General features: G+C 45.6%; 26 protein-coding genes. 23 read left to right on the forward strand and 3 right to left on the reverse strand.

Going from position 1 to position 25000, the window contains the following annotated elements:
- Window positions 1–332: 332 nt before the first annotated feature.
- From AB3351_RS07535 to AB3351_RS07560, 6 genes are all read left to right on the forward strand, one after another.
- Window positions 333–809 (forward strand): Lrp/AsnC family transcriptional regulator, encoded by a 477-nt coding sequence (locus AB3351_RS07535; protein WP_371146512.1) that lies wholly within the window; start codon window positions 333–335, stop codon window positions 807–809.
- A 58-nt stretch (window positions 810–867) separates the two neighbouring features.
- Complete coding sequence (locus AB3351_RS07540) at window positions 868–2541, forward strand: peptide ABC transporter substrate-binding protein (protein ID WP_371146513.1); 1674 nt, start codon at window positions 868–870, stop codon at window positions 2539–2541.
- Window positions 2542–2616: 75 nt separating this feature from the next.
- Window positions 2617–3546, forward strand: coding sequence for an ABC transporter permease (locus AB3351_RS07545; protein ID WP_371146514.1), 930 nt, complete (start codon window positions 2617–2619; stop codon window positions 3544–3546).
- Window positions 3546–4475: an ABC transporter permease gene (locus AB3351_RS07550; RefSeq protein WP_371146515.1), complete on the forward strand. Its 930-nt coding sequence runs from the start codon at window positions 3546–3548 to the stop codon at window positions 4473–4475. Before AB3351_RS07545 ends, AB3351_RS07550 begins: the two co-directional genes overlap by 1 nt.
- Before the next feature lie 25 nt (window positions 4476–4500).
- The gene (locus AB3351_RS07555; RefSeq protein ID WP_371146516.1) at window positions 4501–5505 is read left to right on the forward strand and encodes an ABC transporter ATP-binding protein; all 1005 of its coding nucleotides are present in this window, start codon (window positions 4501–4503) and stop codon (window positions 5503–5505) included.
- Window positions 5502–6530, forward strand: a complete 1029-nt coding sequence (locus AB3351_RS07560) for an ABC transporter ATP-binding protein (RefSeq protein WP_371146517.1) — start codon at window positions 5502–5504, stop codon at window positions 6528–6530. The genes AB3351_RS07555 and AB3351_RS07560 overlap by 4 nt, the downstream gene beginning before the upstream one ends.
- 74 nt (window positions 6531–6604) lie before the next feature.
- Here AB3351_RS07560 and AB3351_RS07565 read toward each other — a convergent pair whose 3' ends face one another.
- Together AB3351_RS07565 and AB3351_RS07570 are read right to left on the reverse strand one after the other, a co-directional pair.
- The gene (locus tag AB3351_RS07565) at window positions 6605–7468 is read right to left on the reverse strand and encodes an AraC family transcriptional regulator (RefSeq protein WP_371146518.1); all 864 of its coding nucleotides are present in this window, start codon (window positions 7466–7468) and stop codon (window positions 6605–6607) included.
- Window positions 7469–7615: 147 nt separating this feature from the next.
- Entirely contained in the window at window positions 7616–8686 is a 1071-nt protein-coding gene (locus tag AB3351_RS07570; RefSeq protein ID WP_371146841.1) for a branched-chain amino acid aminotransferase, read from the reverse strand.
- Between the two features lie 222 nt (window positions 8687–8908).
- On the opposite strand from AB3351_RS07570, the gene AB3351_RS07575 reads away from it, so the two are divergent.
- The 11 genes from AB3351_RS07575 (at window position 8909) to lysA (ending at window position 16914) form a co-directional block, all read left to right on the forward strand.
- Window positions 8909–10108: a D-alanyl-D-alanine carboxypeptidase family protein gene (locus AB3351_RS07575; protein ID WP_371146519.1), complete on the forward strand. Its 1200-nt coding sequence runs from the start codon at window positions 8909–8911 to the stop codon at window positions 10106–10108.
- Between the two features lie 146 nt (window positions 10109–10254).
- Window positions 10255–10605, forward strand: coding sequence for an anti-sigma F factor antagonist (spoIIAA, locus tag AB3351_RS07580; protein ID WP_371146520.1), 351 nt, complete (start codon window positions 10255–10257; stop codon window positions 10603–10605).
- Window positions 10606–11061 carry an anti-sigma F factor gene (spoIIAB, locus tag AB3351_RS07585; RefSeq protein ID WP_371146521.1) on the forward strand — a complete coding sequence of 152 codons (456 nt, stop codon included), beginning with the start codon at window positions 10606–10608 and terminating at the stop codon, window positions 11059–11061.
- 11 nt (window positions 11062–11072) lie between these two features.
- Window positions 11073–11828, forward strand: coding sequence for an RNA polymerase sporulation sigma factor SigF (gene sigF, locus AB3351_RS07590; protein WP_371146522.1), 756 nt, complete (start codon window positions 11073–11075; stop codon window positions 11826–11828).
- A gap of 87 nt (window positions 11829–11915) precedes the next feature.
- Entirely contained in the window at window positions 11916–12530 is a 615-nt protein-coding gene (locus AB3351_RS07595) for a stage V sporulation protein AA (RefSeq protein WP_371146523.1), read from the forward strand.
- The gene (locus tag AB3351_RS07600) at window positions 12527–12943 is read left to right on the forward strand and encodes a stage V sporulation protein AB (protein WP_371146524.1); all 417 of its coding nucleotides are present in this window, start codon (window positions 12527–12529) and stop codon (window positions 12941–12943) included. Before AB3351_RS07595 ends, AB3351_RS07600 begins: the two co-directional genes overlap by 4 nt.
- A 19-nt stretch (window positions 12944–12962) precedes the next feature.
- The gene (gene spoVAC, locus AB3351_RS07605; protein ID WP_371146525.1) at window positions 12963–13445 is read left to right on the forward strand and encodes a stage V sporulation protein AC; all 483 of its coding nucleotides are present in this window, start codon (window positions 12963–12965) and stop codon (window positions 13443–13445) included.
- Between the two features lie 13 nt (window positions 13446–13458).
- Complete coding sequence (spoVAD, locus tag AB3351_RS07610) at window positions 13459–14478, forward strand: stage V sporulation protein AD (protein ID WP_371146526.1); 1020 nt, start codon at window positions 13459–13461, stop codon at window positions 14476–14478.
- Window positions 14479–14480: 2 nt separating this feature from the next.
- Complete coding sequence (spoVAE, locus tag AB3351_RS07615) at window positions 14481–14834, forward strand: stage V sporulation protein AE (RefSeq protein ID WP_371146527.1); 354 nt, start codon at window positions 14481–14483, stop codon at window positions 14832–14834.
- Window positions 14835–14837: 3 nt separating this feature from the next.
- The gene (locus AB3351_RS07620) at window positions 14838–15437 is read left to right on the forward strand and encodes a stage V sporulation protein AE (RefSeq protein ID WP_371146528.1); all 600 of its coding nucleotides are present in this window, start codon (window positions 14838–14840) and stop codon (window positions 15435–15437) included.
- 151 nt (window positions 15438–15588) lie between these two features.
- The gene (gene lysA / locus AB3351_RS07625; RefSeq protein ID WP_371146529.1) at window positions 15589–16914 is read left to right on the forward strand and encodes a diaminopimelate decarboxylase; all 1326 of its coding nucleotides are present in this window, start codon (window positions 15589–15591) and stop codon (window positions 16912–16914) included.
- Between the two features lie 67 nt (window positions 16915–16981).
- Here lysA and AB3351_RS07630 read toward each other — a convergent pair whose 3' ends face one another.
- Window positions 16982–17416 carry an HIT family protein gene (locus tag AB3351_RS07630; protein WP_371146530.1) on the reverse strand — a complete coding sequence of 145 codons (435 nt, stop codon included), beginning with the start codon at window positions 17414–17416 and terminating at the stop codon, window positions 16982–16984.
- A gap of 297 nt (window positions 17417–17713) precedes the next feature.
- On the opposite strand from AB3351_RS07630, the gene AB3351_RS07635 reads away from it, so the two are divergent.
- The 6 genes from AB3351_RS07635 to gabT all read left to right on the forward strand — a co-directional run bounded on the left by AB3351_RS07635 (window position 17714) and on the right by gabT (window position 24984).
- Complete coding sequence (locus tag AB3351_RS07635) at window positions 17714–18808, forward strand: ABC transporter ATP-binding protein (RefSeq protein ID WP_371146531.1); 1095 nt, start codon at window positions 17714–17716, stop codon at window positions 18806–18808.
- Window positions 18809–18834: 26 nt separating this feature from the next.
- A complete protein-coding gene (locus AB3351_RS07640) occupies window positions 18835–19917 on the forward strand; it encodes an ABC transporter substrate-binding protein (RefSeq protein WP_371146532.1) in 1083 nt (360 codons plus the stop codon).
- A 32-nt stretch (window positions 19918–19949) separates the two neighbouring features.
- Window positions 19950–20852 (forward strand): ABC transporter permease, encoded by a 903-nt coding sequence (locus tag AB3351_RS07645; protein ID WP_371146533.1) that lies wholly within the window; start codon window positions 19950–19952, stop codon window positions 20850–20852.
- A gap of 1 nt (window position 20853) precedes the next feature.
- Window positions 20854–21621: an ABC transporter permease gene (locus tag AB3351_RS07650; protein WP_371146534.1), complete on the forward strand. Its 768-nt coding sequence runs from the start codon at window positions 20854–20856 to the stop codon at window positions 21619–21621.
- Between the two features lie 310 nt (window positions 21622–21931).
- Window positions 21932–23659, forward strand: coding sequence for a sigma 54-interacting transcriptional regulator (locus AB3351_RS07655; protein WP_371146535.1), 1728 nt, complete (start codon window positions 21932–21934; stop codon window positions 23657–23659).
- A complete protein-coding gene (gabT, locus tag AB3351_RS07660; RefSeq protein ID WP_371146536.1) occupies window positions 23656–24984 on the forward strand; it encodes a 4-aminobutyrate--2-oxoglutarate transaminase in 1329 nt (442 codons plus the stop codon). Before AB3351_RS07655 ends, gabT begins: the two co-directional genes overlap by 4 nt.
- The last annotated feature ends 16 nt before the right edge of the window (window positions 24985–25000 follow it).

Genomic DNA, 25000 nt, shown 5'->3' on the forward strand with positions numbered 1-25000 from the left:
TGTTTCAGGCTTTTCTTATCAGACATCGATATTGAATGAATAATACGAAAAACGTATAGATATACATTTTTTTCTTCGAATACCTAAATTAGAAAATTTGTGCGTATTTCATCATATTTTTTATGAATATTACATTTTTCATTAATGAAAGCGATTGCTTTTAATGATTTCTTAATATTTATACTTTACAACCTAGTTTTTCTAGTTTATATTTATATTGCTTATTCAGAAAATTATTTTACGAAAAACGTAGATTTTTTTAAAAATGGTGCTATAATCGTAATTACATTTATTTCTGAATAGCCATTCATTCAAGAAGGGGGGATGATTGGTTGCGTAAATTAGATACATTGGATTTTCAGATTCTTCATATTCTTCAAGAGGATGCCCGGAAATCATATACAGAAATGGGACACATACTTGGAGTAAGTGAAGGAACCATCCGTTCCCGCATTAATCGGATGATCGAAGACGAGATTTTTCAATTTATCGTACATACTGATCCTATAAAAGTAGGATTGCATGTACAGGCAATCATCAGCATGTCTACGAAGCTTGGATATCAGGAAAGAGCGGCTGAACAATTGGGTAAGCTGCGGGCGGTGCGTTTTATTGGTGCATTTTCCGGGCGCAATGATTTAATCATTCAAGCATATTTCCGCTCGAATGAAGATTTAACCGCATTTGTGAATGAAGATTTGGCCAATATCGAGGGGATCGCTTCTGCCGAAGTATCCATCGAATTGAAGCAGTACAAGGATTCATTCTCCTATGTGGTTTACGATGGAGTAGAGGACAGCGCCGGCTGATGAGCAGGTGACTATACGTCCTACTCATACACATTTACGATTAAGGAGGTCAATTGCTGTGAAAAAAGGGTTCTCAATTATCTTGAGCCTCGTCCTGTTGCTTACATTAGCGCTTACAGGCTGTGGCGGCGGAGAGAAGAAAGAAGAAGCAGGCGGTGAAAAAGCCGCTGGAGGCAGTGCAGAAGGTCAAGTGCTGCGTGTGAATAACTCGTCTGAGCCAGGTTCTCTTCATCCGGCAAAGTCACAAGGTACACATGAGTCATGGCCGCTGCGTCATTTGTTTGTCGGTCTGACAATGAAAGAGCCAGATGGAAAAATTGCGCCGGCAATGGCAAAAGAATGGAAAGTAAGCGAAGATCAAAAAACATATACATTTACACTTCGTGATGGTCTGAAATGGTCCAATGGTGATCCGTTAACTGCACAGGACTTTGAATTCGCTTGGAAGCATGCACTGAATCCAGCTACTGCTTCTGATTACGGCTATCAGTTGTACTATATCCAAGGTGCAGAAGAGTACAACACGTCAAAAGAAAAAGATGCAGCAAAATTAAAAGCGCTTGAAGATAAAGTTGCTGTAAAGGCAAAAGATGAAAAAACATTAGAAGTAAAGCTGATCAATCCAACGGCATACTTCCCTGAACTCGTATCATTCTACACATATTTCCCTGTAAGCAAGAAAGCACAGGAGCAAAACAAAGATTGGGCAAATGATCCGAAATCGTTCGTATCAAACGGGCCGTTCAAGCTGACGGAATGGAAGCATAAAGAAAGCTTGAAAATGGTGAAAAACGAGAACTACTTTGAGAAAGACCGCATTAAGCTTGCCGGTATCGACTGGGCAATGGTAGAAGATGAAAACACAGCATGGCAAATGTACCGTTCCGGTCAGTTGGATCTTTCTTATCCGCTGCCAGGTGACGTAGTAGGCCAGCTGAAGAGCCAAAATGCTCCGGATTTCAAAATCGTTCCGGAATATGCAACCTATTTCTATCGCTTTAATACCACGAAGAAGCCTTTTACAAACGTAAAAGTGCGTAAAGCGTTGTCGATGGCGATCGATCGTAAGACAATCACTGAAAATATCGCACAAGGCGGACAGAAGCCTGCATTCGCTCTTGTTGCTGAAGGTTCTAAAGATGCAAACGGTGAAGACTTCCGTAAAGTAGGCGGAGATTACTTCAAAGAGGATTTAGCTGAAGCGAAAAAACTTCTTGCTGAAGGTCTGAAAGAAGAAGGCATGGACAAAATGCCGAAATTCAACATCATGTATAACAACCTTGATCTTCATAAGCGTATTGCCGAAGCCATTCAAGAAATGTGGCGCAATAACTTAGGCATTGATGTAGGGCTTGAAAACGTAGAGTTCCAGGTGAAAATCGACCGTGAGCACAAGCTTGATTTTGCAGTGTCTCGCGCAGGATGGATTGCAGACTTTATTGATCCGATGACATTCGTTGACATGTTCACAAGCGTAAGTCAGCAAAATGACACAGGCTGGAAGAACAAAGAATACGATGCGGCAATTAAGACAGCTAAGGAATCCAGCGATCCGAAAGTACGCATGGAAGCGATGCATAAAGCTGAAGATATTTTCATGAAGGAAATGCCGATTATGCCGATTTACTTCTACACGAAGCCATACACAGTGAAAGAAAATATCACAGGCGTATTTACTCCAGCGGATGAATATCCGGTTCTGAGATACGCAGAAATCGGTGGAAAGAAGTAGCGCATGAAATCAGGGGAATGCTCGGATTTTCGGGCGTTCCCCGTTTTTAAGTAAAAATAGAATGGAGGGTATACGTTGTTACGGTATACTTTACAGCGCCTGGGCTGGGCCCTCTTAACATTGTGGGTGGTTGTGACCCTTACCTTTTTCTTGATGCATATGATCCCTGGTAATCCATTCGCTAAGGAAGGCAACATGCCGCCTGGCGTATTTGAGAATTTAATGAATTACTACCATTTGAATGAACCGCTGTATGTGCAGTATGGGCTGTATTTGAAGCAGCTGCTTTCTTTAGATTTCGGACCGTCTCTGAAGTCGAGTACGATTACAGTAAATGATTACATTGTTGAAGGTTTTCCTGTTTCCCTTCACCTTGGGGTACAGGCTCTCATTATCGGCGTTACGTTCGGCATCATTCTCGGTGTGATTGCCGCACTGTATCACAATCGTTTTCCTGACTATATTTCTATGATTGTAGCGATCATCGGTATTTCGGTACCGAACTTTATTCTTGCGACAGTTTTTATCAACTATGCAGCTGTTGAATGGAATCTGCTTCCCGCAGCCACATGGGGAACTTGGAAGCATACGATTTTGCCTTCGCTCGCATTGGCGGCGATGCCGATGGCGTTCATTGCTCGTCTGATGCGTTCTAGCATGCTGGAGGTGCTGGGACAGGATTATATTAAAACCGCTAAAGCAAAAGGTCTTGCACGTAATGTCGTTATCATTAAGCATACGCTGCGCAACGCGATTCTTCCGGTTGTCACCGTGCTGGGGATCATTACGGCAAACCTTGTTACAGGAAGTTTTGTTATCGAACATATCTTTGGAATTCCGGGAATGGGCGAGATGTTCGTAAAGGGTATCTTTAACCGCGATTATCCGGTGATTCTCGGTTCCACAGTTTTTTATAGCGCGATTCTTATCTTTCTTATTTTCCTCGTGGACATCATGTACACATGGATCGATCCGCGCATCAATGTTACAGGGGGGAGTAAGTAATGCAGCCTGATACAAGACTGAACGCTGAAATGTTCCAGCCTGTAACAGATAATTTTAAAGATGCAGAGTCCATTGGTCGCCCGAGCGTTTCGTACTGGGCGGATGTGTGGCGCCGCCTGAAGCTCAATAAGCTGGCGATGGTGGGTCTGTTTGTGATCATTGCACTGATTATAATGGCTATTATCGGCCCTATGATCAGCGGCTATACGTATTATAAGCAGGATTTTACAGCGAAAAATTTGCAGCCAAGTGCAGAGCACTGGTTCGGCACCGATTCCTCCGGCCGGGATATTTTTACCCGCATCTGGTATGGAGCGCGTATTTCTTTATTTATCGGTGTGATGGCAGCCTTTATCGACTTCGTGCTCGGGGTTATTTATGGCGGTATTTCCGGCCTGAAAGGCGGCCGTGTAGACAATATCATGATGCGTATTGCTGAAGTGCTGTACGGCATTCCGTATCTGCTAATGGTTATTTTGCTGATGGTTGTTATGGGACCAGGACTATGGACGATCATCATCGCGATGACGATCACAGGGTGGATTCCGATGGCCCGCCTGGTGCGCGGACAGGTCCTTCAGCTGAAAGAACAGGAATATGTACAGGCGGCCACCGTGCTCGGCGCTGACACGAAATGGATTTTGGTGAAGCATTTGATTCCAAACACGATGGGTCCAATTCTAGTAAACGTAACGCTTACGGTGCCAACCGCAATCTTTGCCGAAGCGACATTAAGCTTCCTTGGACTTGGGATTCCGGCACCGCGGGCAAGTTGGGGAACGATGGCCAATGACGCGCTTGTTAGTCTGTTGATCGGGAACGTGTACCAATTGTTCATTCCGGGCTTTTTCATCTCGCTCACGATGTTCGCCTTCAATGTATTAGGTGACGGCATGCGTGATGCACTCGACCCGAGGATGCGCAAATAACTGAAAAGCAAAGGGTGAACAACCTATGGAAAATATATTGGAAGTACGTGATTTGCATATCTCTTTCCATACGTATGCGGGCGAAGTACAAGCCGTCCGCGGGGTGAACTTTGAAGTGAAAAAAGGCGAGACGGTAGGGATTGTCGGCGAGTCAGGCTGCGGAAAAAGTGTAACAGCCCAGTCGATTATGCAGCTTTTACCTCAACCGCCTACACAATATAAACAGGGACAGATCAGGTTTAACGGTGAGGATCTGCTTAAGAAAAATGAAAAAGAGATGCAAAAAATTCGTGGGAAAGACATCGGGATGATTTTCCAGGACCCGATGACGTCATTAAATCCAACGATGAAAATCGGACAGCAGATTACAGAGAGCTTGATGAAGCATCACGGTATGAGCGGTGGAGAAGCGCATAAGCGTTCCATCGAACTACTGACAATGGTAGGGATTCCACAGCCGGATAAACGTGCCAATCAATATCCGCATGAATTCTCAGGCGGCATGCGTCAGCGAGCGATGATTGCGATTTCGCTTGCCTGTAGTCCGAAGCTGCTGATCGCCGACGAGCCGACGACGGCGCTTGATGTAACGATTCAGGCGCAGATTCTTGAGTTGATGAAGGCGCTGCAGGAAAAAACGGGAACCTCCATTATTATCATCACGCATGATCTAGGCGTTGTGGCGGACATGTGTGACCGTGTCGTAGTTATGTATGCCGGAGAAGTAGCAGAGACCGGCACGGTAGATCAGATCTTCTATGAACCGCAGCATCCGTATACAAAGGGTCTGCTTAAGTCTGTGCCGCGCCTTGATATGAACAGGGATGAACCGCTTGCGCCGATTATAGGCACGCCCCCGGATCTGCTGCATCCTCCGACAGGCTGCCCGTTCTTTGCCCGTTGCGAGTATGCAATGGAAGTATGCAGAAACCACAAGCCAGCGCTTGAAGATATGGGTAGCAATCATCATGCAGCCTGCTGGCTGCACCATCCGCTGGCCGCAAGCCGGAAGGAGGAGTTTGCGCAATGAAATCAAACGTAAAAGAGATGCCGGTTCAAAAGGGCAAGACACAGGAGCCGCTTCTTGAAGTGCGCAACCTGAAGAAATATTTTCATGCCAGCGGCGGTACCGTTAAGGCCGTAAGCGACGTTACCTTTAGCATTAAGCGAGGTGAGACGCTGGGCGTAGTAGGCGAGTCAGGCTGCGGGAAGTCGACCATGGGACGCACCATCCTTCGCCTGTATGATGCAACGGAAGGTCAGGTACTATTTGAAGGCAAGGATGTGCATAAAGCAAGTTCGCGCGAACTGAAAGGCTTGCGCCGTGATATGCAGATGATCTTCCAAGATCCATATGCTTCTCTCAATCCTCGGATGACAATTGGTGATATTATCGGAGAAGCGATTGATTTGCATAAGCTGGCAAGTGGTGCCAAGCGTAAAGAACGCATTCAGGAGCTGCTTCGCCTTGTTGGTCTGAAGGCAGATCATATGAATCGTTTCCCGCATGAGTTCTCAGGTGGTCAGCGTCAGCGGATCGGGATTGCGCGGGCGCTTGCGGTAGAGCCGAAGTTTATCGTATGTGATGAGCCGATCTCCGCGCTTGACGTGTCGATTCAAGCACAGGTTGTAAATTTGCTTAGCGATCTGCAGGATAAGATGGGACTCACCTATTTGTTTATCGCCCATGACCTGTCGATGGTGAAACATATCAGTGATCGGGTGGCGGTGATGTATCTTGGCAAGCTTGCAGAAGTGGCGGCTAGTGAAGAGCTGTATGCAAGCCCTCTTCATCCGTACACGCAGGCACTTCTCTCAGCGATACCGATACCGGATCCGGAAGTGGAGCGAGGCCGTCAGCGCATCGTTCTAAAGGGCGATGTGCCAAGTCCGATGAACCCGCCAAGCGGCTGTCACTTCCGTACACGATGCCCGTATGCGATGGAATCATGTGCAAAAATTGATCCGGTATGGCAGGAGGTCAAACCGGAGCATTTCGTGGCCTGCCATCTGTACAACAAAGACATTATGGGTACTGATGTACGAAAAGTATAGCAGCGAGCCTGTTACAATATGCATAGTAAGAAAAAGGAGAGCATGTAGTAGTAGTGATACGATGTGCTCTCTTTTTATTTTAAAGGAATCCAGATTTCAGAGTATAAATCAGGACTTGAAGGATCTTCATTTGAATATACCTCTAATTCAGGAGTGCCGGCATGCCCATACGAGTGGGACGGAAACCACTCGGAAAAGATCATTTTCCACACCTTTGGCATGGCGTCAGGCATTGGTCCATGAACTTCGAATACACCCCATTTAGCTGCAGGGATTTCGAGACTCAGCAATCCTTCAGGTATATCACCGACATATTCCGTAGCGATCCAATAATCGATCATCTCCTCCGCCTGCATCCCTCTTTTATCGACACATACACCAAGCACCCCGTTTATTTTTCCGTTATTCAGCGTAAATAACAAATCATTTGTGCCGTCTGCATGGGCATCTTTCCAAAACACTGGAATTCCTTTATGGTTCTCACCATCATGCAATGAAAATTCTCGTTTGATTCCGACAACTTGAAAGCCTTCTCGCTCTACAATTTTGTACTTCATTGGTTCCGCTCCCTTCAGGGTAATTTGGATAACCAGACGGTTATAGGAGTTTAGTTTTCCTTTGTTTTGTCGTACTTCACGAGGGCTTACCCCATGCTGTTTACGAAACGCCTTTGAAAAAGCCTCGGGAGTTTCATAGCCGTATTTGTAGGCAAGATCAATGATTTTACAGTCCGTAGCAACCAGTTCTTGTGCTGCTAAGGTTAAACGTCTCCGACGGATGTATTCGGCAACCGATATATCTGTTAATATCGCAAACGTTCGCTGAAAGTGAAATACCGATGCATTGGCTTGTTTGGCTACAGCTTCTATCGTAATCGCCTCATGTAAATTCTTCTCTATATAATCGATTGCCTTTTGGATGGCTTCTACCCAGCCCATTGTGCTCCCCTCCTTAGCTGTATAATAACAGCTCTTTTTGTATACATCCGGTCAATTTGTGCTCTGATTGAACCATAATCTGCATGGTTTATGTATAAAAAAAGAGGATCGATGCTCACATAGCGGACATCGTATCCTCTGCTGCCTTTATTTTACGCTTACGGTCCATTTGAATGGATCATCAATTGTACCCGTTTGAATATCACAAATCGTACGATACAGCTTCATGGAGATCGGCCCGGATTCTCCGTTGTTGATAACCATTTCTTTATCTTCCCACTTTAACTCGCCGATCGGTGAGATGACGGCTGCAGTCCCTGTACCAAATGCTTCTTCAAGCGCTCCGCTCATATAGGCATCATAGAGCTCCTGCATGGAGATTTTTCGTTCTACAACATTCAATCCCCAATCCTTCAGCAGTTCGATGACGGAATCTCTCGTGACGCCGGGAAGGATGCTGCCGTTTAGAGCAGGGGTCCAGATTTCTCCGTTTACTTTAAAGAAGACGTTCATGCTTCCCACTTCTTCTATGTACGCTTTTTCGACACCGTCAAGCCAGAGAACCTGCGCACAGCCCTTCTTCTGTGCTTCTTCCTGTGCTCGGAAGCTTGCCGCATAATTGCCGGACGTTTTCGTATGGCCGGTTCCGCCGTTGACGGCACGAACATATTTATTCTCTACATAAATTTTGACCGGATTGATACCTTCCGCATAATAGGCGCCAACCGGTGAGAGAATCACCATAAATGTATATTTGCGAGCCGGACGAACCCCTAAGAATGCCTCGGTAGCAATAATGAACGGACGGATGTATAAGGAAGTTCCTTCTTCCGTTGGCACCCAATCTTGATCTACACTCACTAATTTTTTAATTGCCTCAACACAGAAATCCTCATCGATTGGTGGGATGCTTAAGCGCTCGTTAGACAGATTAAGACGCTCCATATTTTTCTCTGGCCGGAACAATAGAATCTCTTCATCCTTGGTTCGGTAGGCCTTCATTCCTTCGAATACCGCTTGTCCATAATGAAAGACGACGGCAGCAGGATCAAGCGTAATCGGAGCATACGGGACAATGCGTGGATTATGCCATTCTTGCTCAGATGTGTAGTCCATCATAAACATGTGGTCGGTAAAGCATGTGCCAAACGACAGCTCGCTTGCTTTTGGTTTGGTCTTTTTATTATCGGTTAAGATAACTTCAATGTGTTGATTCATCACTGTCTCGTCTCCTCCTAAAGTATGTGTGTAAGAAATGGCTGTCTTTTTGCAACCAATAAAAAATTTAAAATGTTATAACTAAACTTTACACAACTCCTTACATAAAGTAAATATTTTGCGTGGGATGCATGTATTTCTGATTTTGAAGTAGAAGGCAGGTATATAATTCCAGGTAGCGTGGCGACAATAGGTACTATCTTGATTGGAGGGGACTTGTGAATGAAGAAGTTGCCTATTGTACTGCTATGTATAATGCTAATGATACCGTCGGTTGGCGGAGCTGTCTTTGCCGAGGAAAAAGCAAAATCGGCTGCAGAACAGAAACAGGGACAGTCGGCGGATGCCGACCTTGCACCGAATGCTCTATCCGCTGTCCTGATTGATCGGGACACCGGTGCGATTTTATATGAGAAAAACGGACACAAAGCATTGCCGCCTGCAAGTATTACAAAGGTTATGACGATGCTCCTTATTATGGAGGCGCTTGACCGGGGTGAGATTAAACTTACGGATAAAGTAAGAACAAGTGAATATGCAGCTTCTATGGGGGGCTCGCAGATTTTTCTTGAGCCGGGTGAAGAGATGAGCGTAGAGGATATGCTTAAAGGCATTGCACTTGCATCTGGTAATGATGCGTCCGTCGCGATGGCAGAGCACCTCGCTGGCACAGAGAAGGCGTTTGTCGAAAAAATGAATGCGCGGGCAAAGCAGTTGGGGATGGATGATACAACATTCATGAATGCGAACGGACTTCCTGTGTCTAATCATGTATCTTCCGCTCACGATATTGCGCTGATGTCGCGCGAGCTATTAAAGCATGAGAAAATTACAAAATACACTGGCTTGTACCAGGATTATTTGCGCAAGGATTCGAAAAAACCATTTTGGCTTGTAAACACAAACCGACTTGTCCGCTTTTATTCCGGGGCAGATGGTCTGAAAACCGGATATACATCTGAAGCGAAGTATTGTCTTACTGCAACGGCTAAGCGCGGCAATATGCGTGTGGTTGCCGTCGTAATGGGAGCGCCGGATTCAAAGGTCCGCAATCAGGAAGTTGCTTCTATGATGGACTATGCATTCAATCAATATGACAGTCAGCCGTTATACAAAGAAAATCAAATTGTAAAAAACGTATCGGTGGAAAAAGGTGCGCAAGAGACAGTAAACATTGTAGTACCCTATCGCTTCAGCATGCTGGTGAAGAAGGGGGAAAAAGCGGACCAATATGAGAAAGTGATTAATCTAAAAACTGAATTACGAGCTCCTGTCAAAAAAGGCGTGAAGATCGGTGAAGTTCTTATTAAAAAGGACGGGAAAACGGTGAGTACAGTAGACCTTGTGGCAGCCGATAATGTTGCTCGGGCAAGCTGGTGGGAGCTGTTTAAGCGGACAGCGCGCGAAATGTTCGGGGGATAACCTTGATAGAAAGTAGGCAGAAGAAATCGGGAAAAGAAGAATCATGCCGTATTTTCCCGGTTTTTTTCTAGTTTTGTCGGGGGGCAGGAATCGTCTTAGGGCTTGTAGAATCTTCCTCGTATCACAAAGAGAAGGAGTGGCCCAGCGTGAGTTTACGAGTTGATATGGAAACAGTGCATGATGTATTGATTGTGCGGCTGGAAGGAGAGCTTGACCACCATACAGCAGACATGCTGCGTAAGGAAATGGAACAGCGGCTTGCAGAAGGTCGGATTCAGCATATTCTGCTGAGCATGGCCGACCTGCATTTTATGGACAGCTCAGGTCTTGGTGTAATTCTTGGGCGCTATAAGCAGATTGCAGCACGCGGCGGAGATATGGTGGTCTGCTCCATTAATCCGGTTATCTATCGTTTGTTTGAGCTATCCGGCCTGTTCAAGATTCTAAAAATCAAGGAGTCCGAACAGGAAGCGCTCCTTGTCCTGGGGGTGGCGTAGATGAAAGCGAAGACGGACAACAATTTCATGCGTCTTGAATTCGCTGCTCGCAGCGAAAATGAAGGATTTGCCCGCATTGCGGTTGCCTCCTTTCTCTCGCGGCTTGATATGACACTTGAGGAAGTAGAAGAGATCAAAACAGTCGTATCAGAAGCCGTCACGAATGCAATCATTCACGGCTATGAAGGGGATGAGACGGGAACGGTGACCATTGTGACCGCATACACGGCAGCCTGCATTGAGATTGTCGTAGAAGATCATGGAATCGGAATCGCTGATCTTGAAGAAGCGAGGCAGCCGCTTTTTACGACGAAGCCGGAACTTGAGCGTTCGGGCATGGGGTTTACGATTATGGAGAACTTCATGGATACGATGGATGTAGAAACGGAGATCGGTCAAGGAACAAGAATCAGATTAGTGAAGAAGCTGGCCAAGAATGAAGCGCTATGTAATTAGGAGACATGCCGATGGAGACCAATGTAAGGAATGCCAATCATGTATATCTATCCGATAAAGAAGTAAAACAGTTACTTGCCCAAAGTCAGGCGGGAGATACGACAGCACGAGATACATTGGTAAACAGCAACATTCGTCTGGTATGGTCGGTTGTACAGCGTTTCTTAAACCGGGGGTATGAGGCGGACGATTTATTTCAAATCGGCTGCATCGGGTTACTAAAAGCGATCGATAAGTTTGACTTGAGTTTTGATGTTAAATTCTCCACGTATGCGGTGCCGATGATTATTGGTGAGATTCAGCGCTTCCTTAGAGACGATGGAACGGTAAAGGTCAGTCGTTCGCTTAAGGAGATCGCCCACAAAGTGCGCCGCATTAAAGACGAGTTGTCAAAAGAATTAGGTCGCCTGCCTACCGTAAAGGAAGTGGCCGAAGCGCTTGGAATTACACCGGAGGAAGTCATCTATGCACAGGAAGCAAATCGAGCCCCATCGTCCATTCATGAGACCGTTTTTGAAAACGATGGCGATCCCATCACGCTTATGGACCAGATTGCTGATAAGGATGAGGAAAAGTGGTTTGATAAAATCGCGCTCAAGGAGGCAATTGGCAAGCTATCGGAGCGCGAGCAGCTCATTGTGTATCTGCGGTATTACAAAGACCAGACCCAATCTGAGGTGGCAGAGCGCTTAGGCATTTCGCAGGTTCAGGTATCACGTCTTGAAAAGAAAATCTTAAAGCTAATGAAAGAGCAGATCGAGAGATAAATCTCGGTCTGCTTTTTTGCTTTGCATGCGCTTTTGTATACCCTCCTTTTCGTGAACAAATACTATGTTAGTAAGGAGGGATGGTGTATGGCTGACCCAACCCACGTGTATGTAAAGCTAAAAGGAAAGGTAGAACTGCCTCCAGGCGAGACGATACGCATCCGCCACGTGGCCGAGCTGGTCACGAATGCTTCTTCTGAAACAGCCATTCGGGATACGGTGCTGCATGTCCTTCGTCCAGAAGACGGGAACCGCTATGTAGTCAGCACCATTCAGGTTATCGCGGCGCTACAGCGCACCCGTCCTGAGCTCTGCATCCATAATATTGGAGCTGAGCAGATGATTGTTGAAGTCATTATGCGAAGAAAAAGGATTAATTTGCTGTTGGTGGCGTTTGTATGGATCGTTCTGTTCATCGGCTCCGGACTTGCCATTATGAACTTCCATACGGATGTAAGTATGCCTGAAGTGCATCAGCGCATATACGAGCTGGTAACAGGGAGAAAGAACATGCATCCGTATATTATTCAGATTCCATATTCGTTCGGTGTTGGTGCGGGCATGATTTTGTTTTTTAACCATTTGTTCCGCAAGCGGTTTAATGAAGAACCAAGCCCGCTTGAGCTTGAGATGTTTTTGTATCAGAAAAATGTCGATGAATATGTGCTTGCAAATGAAGAAACAGGAGACCGAAAGAAATGATGGCGAATCTGTTTCTTGCCATTGTTGGATTAAGCGGCGGAATTATTGTTGGCGGGGGAATCGTTGCGCTTATTACTGTGCTTGATCTGATCCCTAGATTTGTACAAATTACAAAGACCAACACGCACTTGGTTCATTTTCAATGGGCGGTGATTCTTGGTGCGCTTGGTTTTACTTTGTTTGATTTTTTTTCGCCGCCCTGGCATCTCTCTTCTGGCCTGCTTGGGGTGGTCGGTGCATGTATGGGGATCTTCGTCGGATTTCTGGCTGCCGCTCTGACGGAAGTACTCAATGTAATCCCCATACTCGCTAAGCGGATTCAAGTATACGAATATTTATATGCGTTTATTATGGCATTGGCTTTTGGCAAGGTTGTCGGTTCACTATTTCATTGGCTGATCTATCTTAAATGATATGCAAGGAGATGTGTATATGGCTTCTTCAGTAAAAACACGCAACCAAAGTCGGCTGACGAAAGCACAGAAGGAATACAACGAACGGGCGGCCAGGTATAAGCCCAAACCGCCGTATCTAAAAAATATGGTGAAGGCTTTTTTAGTGGGCGGAGCCATTTGTGCTTTCGGACAGATTATGACTAACTTTTATATTCGTTTTTTTGGTTTTACCAAAGAAACGGCGGGCGATCCGACTGTTGCTACATTGATTTTTCTTGCTGTGCTATTTACCGGCCTTGGAATATACGATCGGCTCGGTCAGTTTGCAGGAGCGGGCTCCGCGGTTCCGGTAACAGGCTTTGCGAATTCGATGTCATCAGCGGCAATTGAACATCGAGCGGAGGGTCTTGTGCTCGGCGTCGGAGGGAATATGTTTAAACTGGCCGGGGGTGTCATCGTATACGGTGTAGTGGCAGCGCTTGTCGTCTCGGTCATCAAATGGCTGATTATCAAAATATAAAGGAGGAAGCGGAATGAGAGGACAGCGTCAATGCGGACGCCAGACGTGGCGTTTTGAAAATAATATTCGCATTCAGGGCAGCGCCGTCGCTGTGGGTCCGCTTGAAGGCGATGGGCCGCTTGCAGCCGAGTTTGACCATATTCATTCGGATATGTATGCAGGGCAGACCTCCTGGGAAAAAGCGGAGCGGTATATGATGTGTCAGGCGGTTGAGACAGCGATTAAGAAAAGTAACCTATTGGAATCCGAAATCGATATTGTTTTAGCAGGGGATCTGCTGAATCAAACGATTTCATCTAATTTTACCGCAAGTCAGCTCAATATTCCGCTGCTTGGAATGTTCGGTGCCTGTTCCACTTCAATGGAGACGCTCTCTGTTGGTTCGGCGCTTGTGGATGCAGGATATGCCTCCTATGTGGTAGCCGCGTGCAGCAGCCACAACTGTACGGCAGAGAAGCAGTTCCGCTATCCAACAGAGTATGGGGGACAGAAGCCGGATTACGCTCAATGGACTGTAACGGGCGCCGGTGCTGCCGTTGTAGGAAGCGGAGGCATGGGGCCGCGCATTACACACGCGACAATTGGCAAGGTGGTGGATATGGGTGTAAAAGACCCGTTTGATATGGGGAGTGCAATGGCACCGGCAGCAGTAGATACGCTGTCCACCCACTTCCGTGACACCGATCGGTTGCCAACGGATTATGATCTAATTGTAACAGGTGACTTAGGGAAAATCGGGTATGCGATTTTAAAGGATGAAATGAAGGATCTCTCATTTGATATGACGCCGGTATATAACGATTGTGGCCTGATGATATACAGTCCTGATCAACAGGTATTCTCAGGCGGCAGCGGATGCGCCTCTAGTGCAGTCGTTACGTACAGTCATATTATGAACCGTCTTAATGAAGGAAGCATCAGCCGCGCACTTATTTGTGCGACAGGAGCATTGTTCAGCCCCGTCAGCTATCAGCAGGGTGAGAGCATTCCGTGTATTGCGCATGCGGTTGTGCTTGAAGCGGGGGGAGTGTAGAGATGGGGCAGATTGGAATCGCTTTTCTTGTCGGTGGTGCCATATGTGTAATTGGACAGATTCTGCTTGATTTTGTGAAGTTAACACCTGCCCATGTTATGAGTATTCTGGTGGCTTCCGGTGCAGTACTAGACGGCCTGGGATTGTATGATCCTTTGATCGACTTTGCCGGTGCCGGTGCAACTGTGCCTATTACAAGCTTTGGGCATGCGCTGTATCATGGCGCTTGGCAGGAGGCCGAGCAGAGCGGACTTATCGGTCTTATGACAGGTATTTTTGAAGTGCCAAGCGCAGGTATATCTGCTGCGATTGTATTCAGCTTTTTTGCCTCACTTATTTTCAAGCCCAAAGGTTAAGCTATGGAAGAAAACGGACGAAAAAAACGCAGCGTGATTCTGATTACGGACGGAGATATTATTGCGCGTGGCACAGTGGAAGAAGTAGCGCGTCAAGTAGGCGGCCGATGTATCTCCCGTTCATCCGGCAATCCTACTCCGCTAACAGGACAGCAGATCGTTGCACTCATCAAAAAAGCATGCTACGATCCTGTCCTGGTGATGTTCGATGATAACGGTGATATGCGCATGGGAAAGGGGGAGGAAGCGCTCTATTATGTCGCTAAGCATCCGGATATTGATGTGCTTGGCGCCATCGCGGTCGCTTCTAAAACAAAGGGGGCGCTCGGTATACGTGTCGATATTTGCATTGATCGATACGGGCGTAAGGTGAAGCGTCCGGTCAATAAAAATGGGTTCGTGGAGACCGGGAATGAAGCATATATTATAGGAGATACAGTGGATGTGCTCAATATGTTGCATATTCCGGTGATTGTAGGTATTGGTGATATCGGAAAGATGAAGGGAAAGGATGAGAGGTGCATAGGCTGTCCGGTTACCCTGGCTGCCGTGCGCTTCATTCTAAAGAAAAGCGGGTATCTCTACAAAAATTCGGGAAATTGAAAAAGATATACAAGTATGGTTGTCATGTTTTCAGTAGATATGGTACTGTATAAGATATTTATACTGTCGTGCTTTAGATACGGGCATCCTTTTGCGGTGAATCCATGAGATAAGTATGCTGTAGATAGGGTATGTATGAGGAGGAAGCGGAGTGTTTTTACATGGAACGAGCAGAGTAAACGGAAGGGGACACCTCGCCATAGGCGGCTGTGATACGACGGACTTGGTTCGTACGTATGGATCGCCATTGTATGTATATGATGAAGCACTGCTGCGTGAGAAGTGCCGCGCATACGTGCAGGCCTTTGAAGCGAGCGGTTTTCGCTTTCAGGTCGCTTATGCGAGCAAAGCTTTCATGTGCATGGCGATGTGTCAGATCGTGTTAGAAGAGAATATGTCACTTGATGTGGTATCAAGCGGTGAGTTGTATACTGCCCTTGAAGCTGGATTCCCGGCCGATCGGATTCATTTCCACGGCAATAATAAGACAGAAGAAGAATTGGTCATGGCGCTTGATGCCGGGATCGGCTGTTTTGTGGTCGATAACTTCTTTGAATTGGAACTGCTGCATGATTTGGCCGAGAAAAAAGGCCAAGTTGTTCCGATCCTACTGCGCTTGACGCCAGGAATTGAGGCGCATACACATGATTATATCTCTACCGGGCAGGATGATTCAAAGTTCGGCTTTGGGGTGTCGAGTGGTCAAGCGTTGCAAGCAGTGAAGCTGTCGCTTGCAAAACCTTTCTATAAGCTGCTTGGTATTCATTCTCATATTGGCTCGCAGATCTTTGAGACGACAGGCTTTGTTGGTGCGGTTGAAGTTTTGGGTGCTTTCCTTGAGCAGGTGCGCACCGAGACGAATTATGAAGTGGAAGTGCTTAATCTAGGCGGTGGATTCGGTATTCGGTATACCGAAGAGGATGATCCGCTCCCGGTAGGCGAGTACATTCGAGTCATTACAGAAGAAGTACGCCGTCAGTTTACGGATAAATCATATCCACTGCCGGAGATCTGGATCGAGCCGGGTCGCAGCATCGTAGGGGATGCCGGTACGACACTGTATACGGTTGGTTCGGTAAAAGAAATTCCAGGCATTCGCAAGTACGTGGCAATTGATGGCGGCATGTCAGATAACATTCGTCCTGCTCTCTATCAGGCGAAATATGAAGCAATGCTTGCTAATCGAGCTGTGGAAGATCCCACGGAAACGGTATCGATTGCCGGAAAATGCTGTGAGAGTGGCGATATGTTAATTTGGGACTACAAGCTTCCTCAAGCTGTGCCGGGTGATATTCTTGCTATCTCCTGCACGGGAGCATATGGCTATTCGATGGCTAACAATTATAATCGCATTCGCCGTCCGGCGGTTGTGTTCGTTAAAGACGGACGCGCCGAGGTGGCGGTGGAGAGAGAGTCATACGAAGACCTCATTAAAAACGATCGCGTGTTTACTCGCGTACTAAGCCGCACACTATAAGAAAAAAGACAGGGCCTGATAGGGTCCTGTCTTTTTTATGTATAGACGATGTGATCATACATCGATATTATGCCTCGATGCCTCCGGCGATGTGGGCAGCGATCTGTTGTAAATCACTTGGTGTATATTGATCGTTATGTTCTTGGAAGATCGGATGGAAGCCGTCCTCGCTGCCGTAACGAGGCAGAATATGCACATGATAATGGAACACGGTCTGTCCAGCGACTTTACCGTTATTATTCAATAGATTAACGCCTTCTGCATTGAATTGTTTCTTGATTGCATTTGCGATTTTTGGTACGCAAGTATATACGTTTGCAGCAACTTCAGGCGTCAGCTCAAAAATATCCTGCTGATGAATTTTGGGAATGACAAGTGTGTGTCCCTTGGTCACTTGACTAATATCAAGGAATGCAACAACGTGTTCGTTTTCATATACTTTGGCTGACGGGATCTCTCCCTTAATAATTTTGCAAAAAATACAATTTGGATCATGCGACATCGTATCATCCTTTCTGTTTTCTTTTTATTCTATCATCAAACATTCTCCGTATAAATCATAAGTATTGCTGCAAGCTTTTCGATGCTTTATCGCATTACATGATGCGTTTCTGCATTTTAGAAAAACGTTCTAATTACCTACAAAAAATACTTTATTTGTATGTCTTTTTGGTCACTTTTAATGCGTTTTTGCATTTTAACTTAATTAATAGTACAAATGTTATGCAGTTTTGAATTATGGCATGATATTTGCACTAAAATATAAAAAATTCAGAATAAAAATGCAGGAGGAAGAAGGATGGAAAAAGGGATGGACTTATCGATTCAGGGAGCGACCAAATACTATGGTAATTTTAAGGCGGTCGATGCTGTGAATCTCGATGTCAAAAAAGGTGAGTTTCTAACCATTCTAGGCCCTTCCGGGTCAGGGAAAACCTCCCTTCTTAAACTGATTGCCGGTTTTGAAGAAGTGAGTAGCGGAACCATCTATCTAAATAATCATGATATAACCAAAAAGAAGCCGTATGAGCGGGACATTGGTATGGTGTTTCAAAATTATGCCTTATTCCCTCATATGACAGTCGCTGAAAATATTGCCTATCCGCTTACGCTGCGGAAGGTTCCTAAAAGTGAAATCCGTGAACGCGTCCAGAAAGTATTGGATATGGTTCACTTAGGTGCCTTGGGCAGTCGGTATCCGAAACAGCTTAGTGGTGGGCAGCAGCAGCGTGTGGCTATAGCCAGAGCGATTGTATTCAATCCGCCGCTTTTGCTGCTTGATGAACCTCTTGGAGCGCTCGATAAAAATTTGCGGGAGCGCATGCAGCTTGAGATTAAGCATATTCAAGAGAAAATCGGTATTACGACAATTAGTGTGACACATGATCAAGAAGAGGCCCTTACAATGTCGGATCGGATTTGTGTTATGAATCATGGCCGTGTTGAACAGGTTTCATCACCTAAAGATCTGTACTGCTTGCCGTGTAACCGTTTTGTTGCCGAGTTTATCGGTGAAATCAACCTGTTAGGAGGTGAGGTGGCAGAGAAGAATAAGGACAAATCTATCATACGTTTGTTTGATGATATGTCGGTCGCATTGCATTCGCATGGGACAAGCGTAGAGCAGGAGAAGGTATTCATTGCACTTCGACCAGAAAATATACATCTAACACAGGCAGCGAACGAATTTGAAAATACGCTTTCGGTAGAGGTAGAGGAAAAAATTTACCTGGGTGAGTCCATTAAGCTAAAAGCGAGAACGGCATTCAATCAGGAGATGACGGTGCGAGTGCCAGCGGCAAGAGAGGCGGAACTTGTAATCGGGCAGGAAGTCTTAGTGGGATGGAGCAGTGCAGATACGATCACAATTCCGTATGAAGCAGATGCTAGCTAAAATTCATAGAAAAAGGGGAAAAAAAGATGAAGAAAAAGAGAAAAAGAATACTTGCAGGCTTACTTACGTTAGCACTTGGTGTAACATTGACAGCCTGCGGGGGTGGAGCAAGTTCGGATAAAGCGGCTTCTGCGCCGGATGGAAAAGGCACACAAGAATTGGTTGTTGTAGACTGGGGTGGAGCATCCTCGGAGGCAGCAAAGAAAACCGTATATGAGCCATTTGAGAAAGCCAATAATGTCAAAATCACTGTCGTATCTCCAACCGATGTAGGGAAGCTTAAAGCGATGGTGCAGAGCGGTAATGTAGAATGGGATGTTGTTAATAGCGATACGGACGTTGCTCTTCGCCTTGAAAAAGAAGGACTACTTGAGAAGCTTGATTACAACGTCATCAAAAAAGATGACGTGTATCCTGAGCTTGTCACCGATTATTCAATAGGACTGCAGCTGTACTTTACTAATATCGCGTACAATACAGAAGCATTTAAGCCGGGCAGCCAGCCGAAGAACTGGGCAGAATTCTGGGATACAAGCAAGTTTCCAGGCCCGCGCTCTCTATACAAAAATCCTGTAGGTACGCTGGAAGCAGCTCTGTTAGCTGATGGGGTATCACCGGATAAGCTGTATCCGCTTGATGTAGACCGTGCATTTAAGAGTCTTGAAAAAATTAGGAAAGACGTAAAAGTGTGGTGGGATGCAGGGGCGCAGCCACCGCAATTGCTCGGGACAAAAGAAGTTGTACTGGCTTCAGCTTGGAACGGCCGGGTTTCTGCGGCAGCCGCCCAGGGTTCTCCTGTAGATAATGAATTTAACCAGTCGCTTGGCATGGCGACCTCTTGGGTTATTCCAAAAGGTACCCCGCATAAGGAATTGGCACAAAAGTTTATTGCCTACGCGGTTTCTCCAGATTCGCAGGCAGCCTACTCCAATGCGGTTGATTATGCGCCAACCAACAAAAAAGCACTGGAACAATTATCGGATGATGTCAAAAAGCGGATTGGTCAAACACCGGATCGTGTACAGTCACAAATCTTGATTGACAACCACTGGTGGGTAGATAACTACGACAAAATCAATGAACGCTTCAATAAATTCATGCTTCAATAGAAGGTAAGTGCCAGGTGAAAGGGGGCGTAAAGATGATAACAAAAGCAAAGACAGAGGTTCCGGTGCCTACGCTGGCGCCCCCTCTGCATCGTTTTATTGCAATTCCAGGTCTAAAATGGCTGCTGCTTCTCATTCCGCTTGTATATACAGTATTTCTGCTGTATTACTCGATGGTAAGTGTTTTAAAGCTCAGTGTTTATGATGCAGATGGATTTACGTTAGAGTATATCAAACAGGTATTTACGGAGCCGCTATATTTGCGGGTGCTTGGCGTAACGATGAAAACCGCATTTCTTGTCACAATCATAACGCTTCTTATCTCATATCCGATTGCGTATCTGTTGGTTGTAATGGAGTCGCCGCGTTGGAAGAAGATTGTGATGTCGCTTGTTATGATTACGTTGTGGATTAGTTTGCTTGTGCGTACCTTCATTTGGACGGTTATTCTGCAAGACCAGGGTATTATCAATAAAACGCTACTTGCATTAGGGATTATTGCAGAGCCAATTAAGCTTCTTTACAATACAACAGGCGTTGTAATTGGGATGACGCATATCTTAATCCCTTACATGGTATTAAGTCTGTATGCGGTTATGGAAGGGATTGATCGCAGGCTTATGCAGGCGGCGCAAGGAATGGGTGCACGCCCGTGGAAAGCGTTTATTCAAATATTTTTCCCGCTTTCTCTGCCGGGAGTATTATCAGGTTCTCTTATCGTATTTGTATTGGGCCTTGGTTATTTTATTACCCCGACGTTACTAGGTGGGCAGGGAAATATGATGATTTCCAAGTTGATTCAGGAGAATATTCAGACTACGCTGAATTGGAGCATGGCTTCGGCCATTTCCCTTGTACTTCTGGTAGCAACCTTGCTGCTGCTCGGATTAGCTGCATGGGTATCCCGGTTTTCTCCGCTGCTGAAAGGAGAAAAATAATATGTGGCTGCGTGGGTATGTATGTTTGATTCTTTTTATCATTATTGCACCTATTTTGGTAGTCATTCCCCTTTCATTTAGTTCACAGATCGTGTTTACGTTTCCGCCACCAGGCTATTCAATGAAATGGTATGACGCATTTTTTAATAACTCTCAATGGATGGATGGGTTGTGGAACAGTGTGACGACGGCAGTGCTTACTGCAGTTGTTGCGACAACGATCGGGACGATGGCTGCGCTCGCAGTGCAGCGATTGGAGTTTCCCGGAAAGAAAGTGTTTGCCAATCTGATTGTCGCCCCGATGATTATTCCGGTAATCGTTGTAGGGATAGCGATGTATCATACGTTTTCTGTGTACAAGCTGACAAATACGATTCCTGGCTTGGTGCTTGCGCATTCAATTCTGGCACTTCCTATTGTATTTGTAACGATTTCGGCCAGCTTACGAGGAGTGGATCGTAATCTTGAATTGGCCGCCTTAAGCCTAGGTTCAACACCAATCGGCGTATTCTTTAAAATTACGTTGCCATTGATTCGTTCGGCGGTCGTAGCGAGCGCATTGTTTGCGTTTATCACGTCACTGGATGAAGTCGTTGTGTCGATTTTTATCGCAGGGGCAAAAACAAAAACGCTGCCCATTGTGATGTGGGAAAATATGAGGACCCAGGTAGATCCAACAATTGCGGCAGCATCCACATTACTGATTGTAGGCACGATTGTTTTGTTCGCTTTCCAAGGATTCTCGCGTTCTGAGCAAAAAACCATGTGAAGGCAAATAAATCAAATGCAAAACCTCTATCATAGATGGAGGTTTTGTTGCAGTATAACTAAAGTTATTTCTTATTAGTACGGCTTTGATGCCAAATCGCATTATTTCGATGCGAACGAGCATTAAAATTTGAAAATGTTAAATATAGTGGGTGGATTACAAGTATTCAGTATATTACAATGCAATTAGATGCAGAAATGCATTAAAAATTGCTTGTTCTCTCTTGGAATCCCTTATAAATAAAGTATTAAATATTGGCATGGTACTTGCAAGATAAAAAGGTGAGGAAATGGAGGGGACAGAGAAACAGGTGAAGATATTGGAAACGTATAACAAACCCGACATCAATGCGCTGCTTGGCCAAATGCCGTATGGTGTCCTTGTTCTGTCGCCGGATGGATTTGTGACAGGTTGGCAGGGAGAGATGGAAACATGGTTTTTATTTAAAGAAGATGACATTGTAAAAAAACACCTGTCTGATGTCCTGCCCCTTGTTTTTTCTTCGTATGAATCGTTTCATCGCATTGGCCAGGAATATTGGGAGACACAAATCAGAATGCCCTCGCTTTCCTTGCGTGGAGAGTGGAAGCGTCAAGAGGAAGAAGGGATTCATGTTTGTGATTTTCTTGTGCTGCGGCGTGACGATCAATATTTTGAGTTGGAAGATATTTTTGATACGTCATTTGATGAAATTCTAGTTACGGATGGAGAAGGACGTATTCTGCGTGCCGGACCAAGAAGCGAGGAGCTGTATGGTCGGAAAATGGAGGATCTTCTCGGTATGAAGACGATGGAGCTTGCTGAAGAAGGCGGGTTTACACCCAGTCTGGCTCCGGAAATCATTGAGAAGCGGACGAAAGCCTCGGGAATTCAGGTAACAGCTAACGGTAAAAAGTTATATGTTATCGGTAATCCTGTATTCAATCCGGATGGAAGCATTCACCGAATTATCTTTAATTCACGGGAATATGAAGAAGTAGAAATGCTGCGTCAGCGCTTGGAAACAACAGAGAGTCTACTTGACGCATACCGGATTGAAGTAGAAAAGCTGAAGAGAAATCATGGGCAAGAGCAGACAGACATGGTTGTATTGTCACCGGAAATGCAGCAAATCTATCAGTTGGCCGAACGAGTGGCTCATGTGGATTCTACTGTATTAATCATTGGAGAATCAGGAGTGGGCAAAGGCATGATTGCACAGCGTTTGCATCGGGCCAGCTATCGGCATGATAACAATTTCGTTCATATTAACTGTGGCGCCATTCCTGAGACATTAATTGAATCTGAGCTGTTCGGCTATGAGAAAGGTGCATTTACGGGAGCTAATACATCCAAAAAAGGTGTGCTTGAAATTGCAGATGGCGGTACTGTATTTCTTGATGAAATAGGAGAAGTTCCGCTTAGTGTACAGGTTAAGCTGCTGCAATTCCTGCAGGACAATACGTTTCGTCGCTTGGGTGGTAATCAACTGCTAACTGTAAATACCCGTATCATCGCTGCCACAAACCAGGATTTGCGAAAGCTGATTGCAGAAGGACGTTTCCGTGAAGATTTGTTCTATCGATTGCACGTAATTCCAATTTCAATGCCCCCGCTCCGGCGGCGCAAAGAAGAAATCCCGGCCCTTATTCAGCATTTTGTAGCCAGGTTTACTAAAAAATACGGGCTTGTGAAAAGTTTTCATGAAGATACGATCGAACTGCTTCTTGCATATGATTGGCCCGGGAATGTGCGAGAACTTGAGAATATGGTGGAGCGCTTGCTCGTTACAAGCGAAGGAAACGAAGTATTGCCGCATCATTTGCCCGTTGGCATTGTCAAGGATGAGGAAGGTTACAGCATGACGCCAGCCATTAAAATTAAAGGCCTCTATCCGCTAAAGCAAGCGGTAGAGGAAGTGGAACGTCAGCTCCTCACAATGGCATACAAAAAGTATGAAAATACGTACCGCTGTGCCGAGGTGCTGAAAGTTAATCAATCTACGGTGGTTCGCAAATTAAACAAATATTTAGGAGCAGGAAAGGAAGAGAGCATATGACTACTAACACAAAAACAATGTCACATCAAAAATCAGAAGAACTTCATGCACGCCGTCACGAAGCGGTAGCGCAGGGTCCATATAATACAACACCGCTGTACGTCGGATCGGCGCAAGGTGCCATCATTACAGATGTTGACGGTAATGAAATTATTGACTTTGCAGGCGGAATCGGCATGCAGAATATCGGTCATTGTCATCCGAAAGTAGTACAAGCGATTCAAGAGCAGGCTGCGTCGTCGATTCACAGCTGCTTCCACGTTATGCCATATGAAAGCTATATTGAGCTGGCTGAAAAGTTAAATGAAAAAACACCAGGCGACTTCAAAAAGAAAACAATGTTTGCCAACAGCGGTGCAGAAGCGGTTGAGAATGCGGTAAAAATCGCCCGTAAAGCAACTGGACGTCAAGCGATCGTTTCATTTGAGCGTGCATACCATGGCCGTACGCTGATGACCATGTCCCTAACAAGCAAAGTAAACCCGTATAAGCATGGTTTCGGACCATTTGCCGCGGAAACATACAAATTGCCTTATCCATACTACTATCGTGCAGAGAATATGACGCCGGAAGAAATGGATGCGCAAATTCTAAATCATTTTGAGCAGTTCTTCTTAGGTGAAGTGTCGCCTGACAATGTGGCGGCAATCATTATGGAACCGGTACAAGGCGAAGGTGGTTTCATCGTACCATCTGCAAACTTCGTACAAGGTGTACGCCGCATTTGTGATAAATACGGTATCATTATGATCGCCGATGAGATCCAAACCGGCTTTGCGCGTACAGGTAAATTGTTTGCAATGGAAAATTACGGTGTGGCAGCCGATATCACAACCTTATCCAAATCCATTGCTGCAGGAATGCCGCTCAGCGCTATTACAGGCCGTGCAGAATTAATGGATGTACCTGCACCAGGTCAGCTTGGCGGAACCTTCTCAGGAAGTCCGGTTGCATGTGCGGCAGGTCTTGCTGTTCTTGAAGTCATTGAAGAAGAAAATTTGGTCGAACGTGCACAGGTTATTGGTACACGCATGATGGATACCTTCCGCAGCTGGCAGGATAAATATGATGTCATCGGTGATGTACGCGGCCTTGGTGCAATGGTTGCTATGGAAATTGTAGAAGACCGTGTAACGAAAAAACCAGCAAAAGAAGTAACAGCTAAGGTTGTTACTGAATGCTGGAACAACGGCCTGATTGGCTTAAGTGCAGGGATCTTCGGCAATGTGCTTCGTTTCCTTCCACCGCTTGTCATTACTGATGAGCAGCTCGCGCAAGGTCTGGATATTCTTGAGCAGGCGATTGCTACAGCAGTGAAGCGCTAAGATAGAGGAATGTAAG

Source organism: Aneurinibacillus sp. REN35, assembly GCF_041379945.2.
In the GTDB taxonomy this organism is placed as follows: domain Bacteria; phylum Bacillota; class Bacilli; order Aneurinibacillales; family Aneurinibacillaceae; genus Aneurinibacillus.

Excerpts from the sequence above, each read along its gene's own strand:
- AB3351_RS07630 (WP_371146530.1), bottom strand. The coding sequence starts at position 17,416 with ATGTCGCATGATCCAAATTGTATTTTTTGCAAAATTATTAAGGGAGAG.
- spoVAE (WP_371146527.1), top strand. The coding sequence starts at position 14,481 with ATGGGGCAGATTGGAATCGCTTTTCTTGTCGGTGGTGCCATATGTGTA.
- AB3351_RS07550 (WP_371146515.1), top strand. The coding sequence starts at position 3,546 with ATGCAGCCTGATACAAGACTGAACGCTGAAATGTTCCAGCCTGTAACA.
- AB3351_RS07640 (WP_371146532.1), top strand. The coding sequence starts at position 18,835 with ATGAAGAAAAAGAGAAAAAGAATACTTGCAGGCTTACTTACGTTAGCA.
- spoVAC (WP_371146525.1), top strand. The coding sequence starts at position 12,963 with ATGGCTTCTTCAGTAAAAACACGCAACCAAAGTCGGCTGACGAAAGCA.
- spoIIAB (WP_371146521.1), top strand. The coding sequence starts at position 10,606 with ATGAAAGCGAAGACGGACAACAATTTCATGCGTCTTGAATTCGCTGCT.
- AB3351_RS07595 (WP_371146523.1), top strand. The coding sequence starts at position 11,916 with ATGGCTGACCCAACCCACGTGTATGTAAAGCTAAAAGGAAAGGTAGAA.
- AB3351_RS07645 (WP_371146533.1), top strand. The coding sequence starts at position 19,950 with ATGATAACAAAAGCAAAGACAGAGGTTCCGGTGCCTACGCTGGCGCCC.
- AB3351_RS07650 (WP_371146534.1), top strand. The coding sequence starts at position 20,854 with ATGTGGCTGCGTGGGTATGTATGTTTGATTCTTTTTATCATTATTGCA.
- AB3351_RS07620 (WP_371146528.1), top strand. The coding sequence starts at position 14,838 with ATGGAAGAAAACGGACGAAAAAAACGCAGCGTGATTCTGATTACGGAC.
- sigF (WP_371146522.1), top strand. The coding sequence starts at position 11,073 with ATGGAGACCAATGTAAGGAATGCCAATCATGTATATCTATCCGATAAA.
- AB3351_RS07565 (WP_371146518.1), bottom strand. The coding sequence starts at position 7,468 with ATGGGCTGGGTAGAAGCCATCCAAAAGGCAATCGATTATATAGAGAAG.
- gabT (WP_371146536.1), top strand. The coding sequence starts at position 23,656 with ATGACTACTAACACAAAAACAATGTCACATCAAAAATCAGAAGAACTT.
- AB3351_RS07555 (WP_371146516.1), top strand. The coding sequence starts at position 4,501 with ATGGAAAATATATTGGAAGTACGTGATTTGCATATCTCTTTCCATACG.
- AB3351_RS07575 (WP_371146519.1), top strand. The coding sequence starts at position 8,909 with ATGAAGAAGTTGCCTATTGTACTGCTATGTATAATGCTAATGATACCG.
- AB3351_RS07600 (WP_371146524.1), top strand. The coding sequence starts at position 12,527 with ATGATGGCGAATCTGTTTCTTGCCATTGTTGGATTAAGCGGCGGAATT.
- spoVAD (WP_371146526.1), top strand. The coding sequence starts at position 13,459 with ATGAGAGGACAGCGTCAATGCGGACGCCAGACGTGGCGTTTTGAAAAT.
- AB3351_RS07570 (WP_371146841.1), bottom strand. The coding sequence starts at position 8,686 with ATGAATCAACACATTGAAGTTATCTTAACCGATAATAAAAAGACCAAA.
- AB3351_RS07560 (WP_371146517.1), top strand. The coding sequence starts at position 5,502 with ATGAAATCAAACGTAAAAGAGATGCCGGTTCAAAAGGGCAAGACACAG.
- AB3351_RS07635 (WP_371146531.1), top strand. The coding sequence starts at position 17,714 with ATGGAAAAAGGGATGGACTTATCGATTCAGGGAGCGACCAAATACTAT.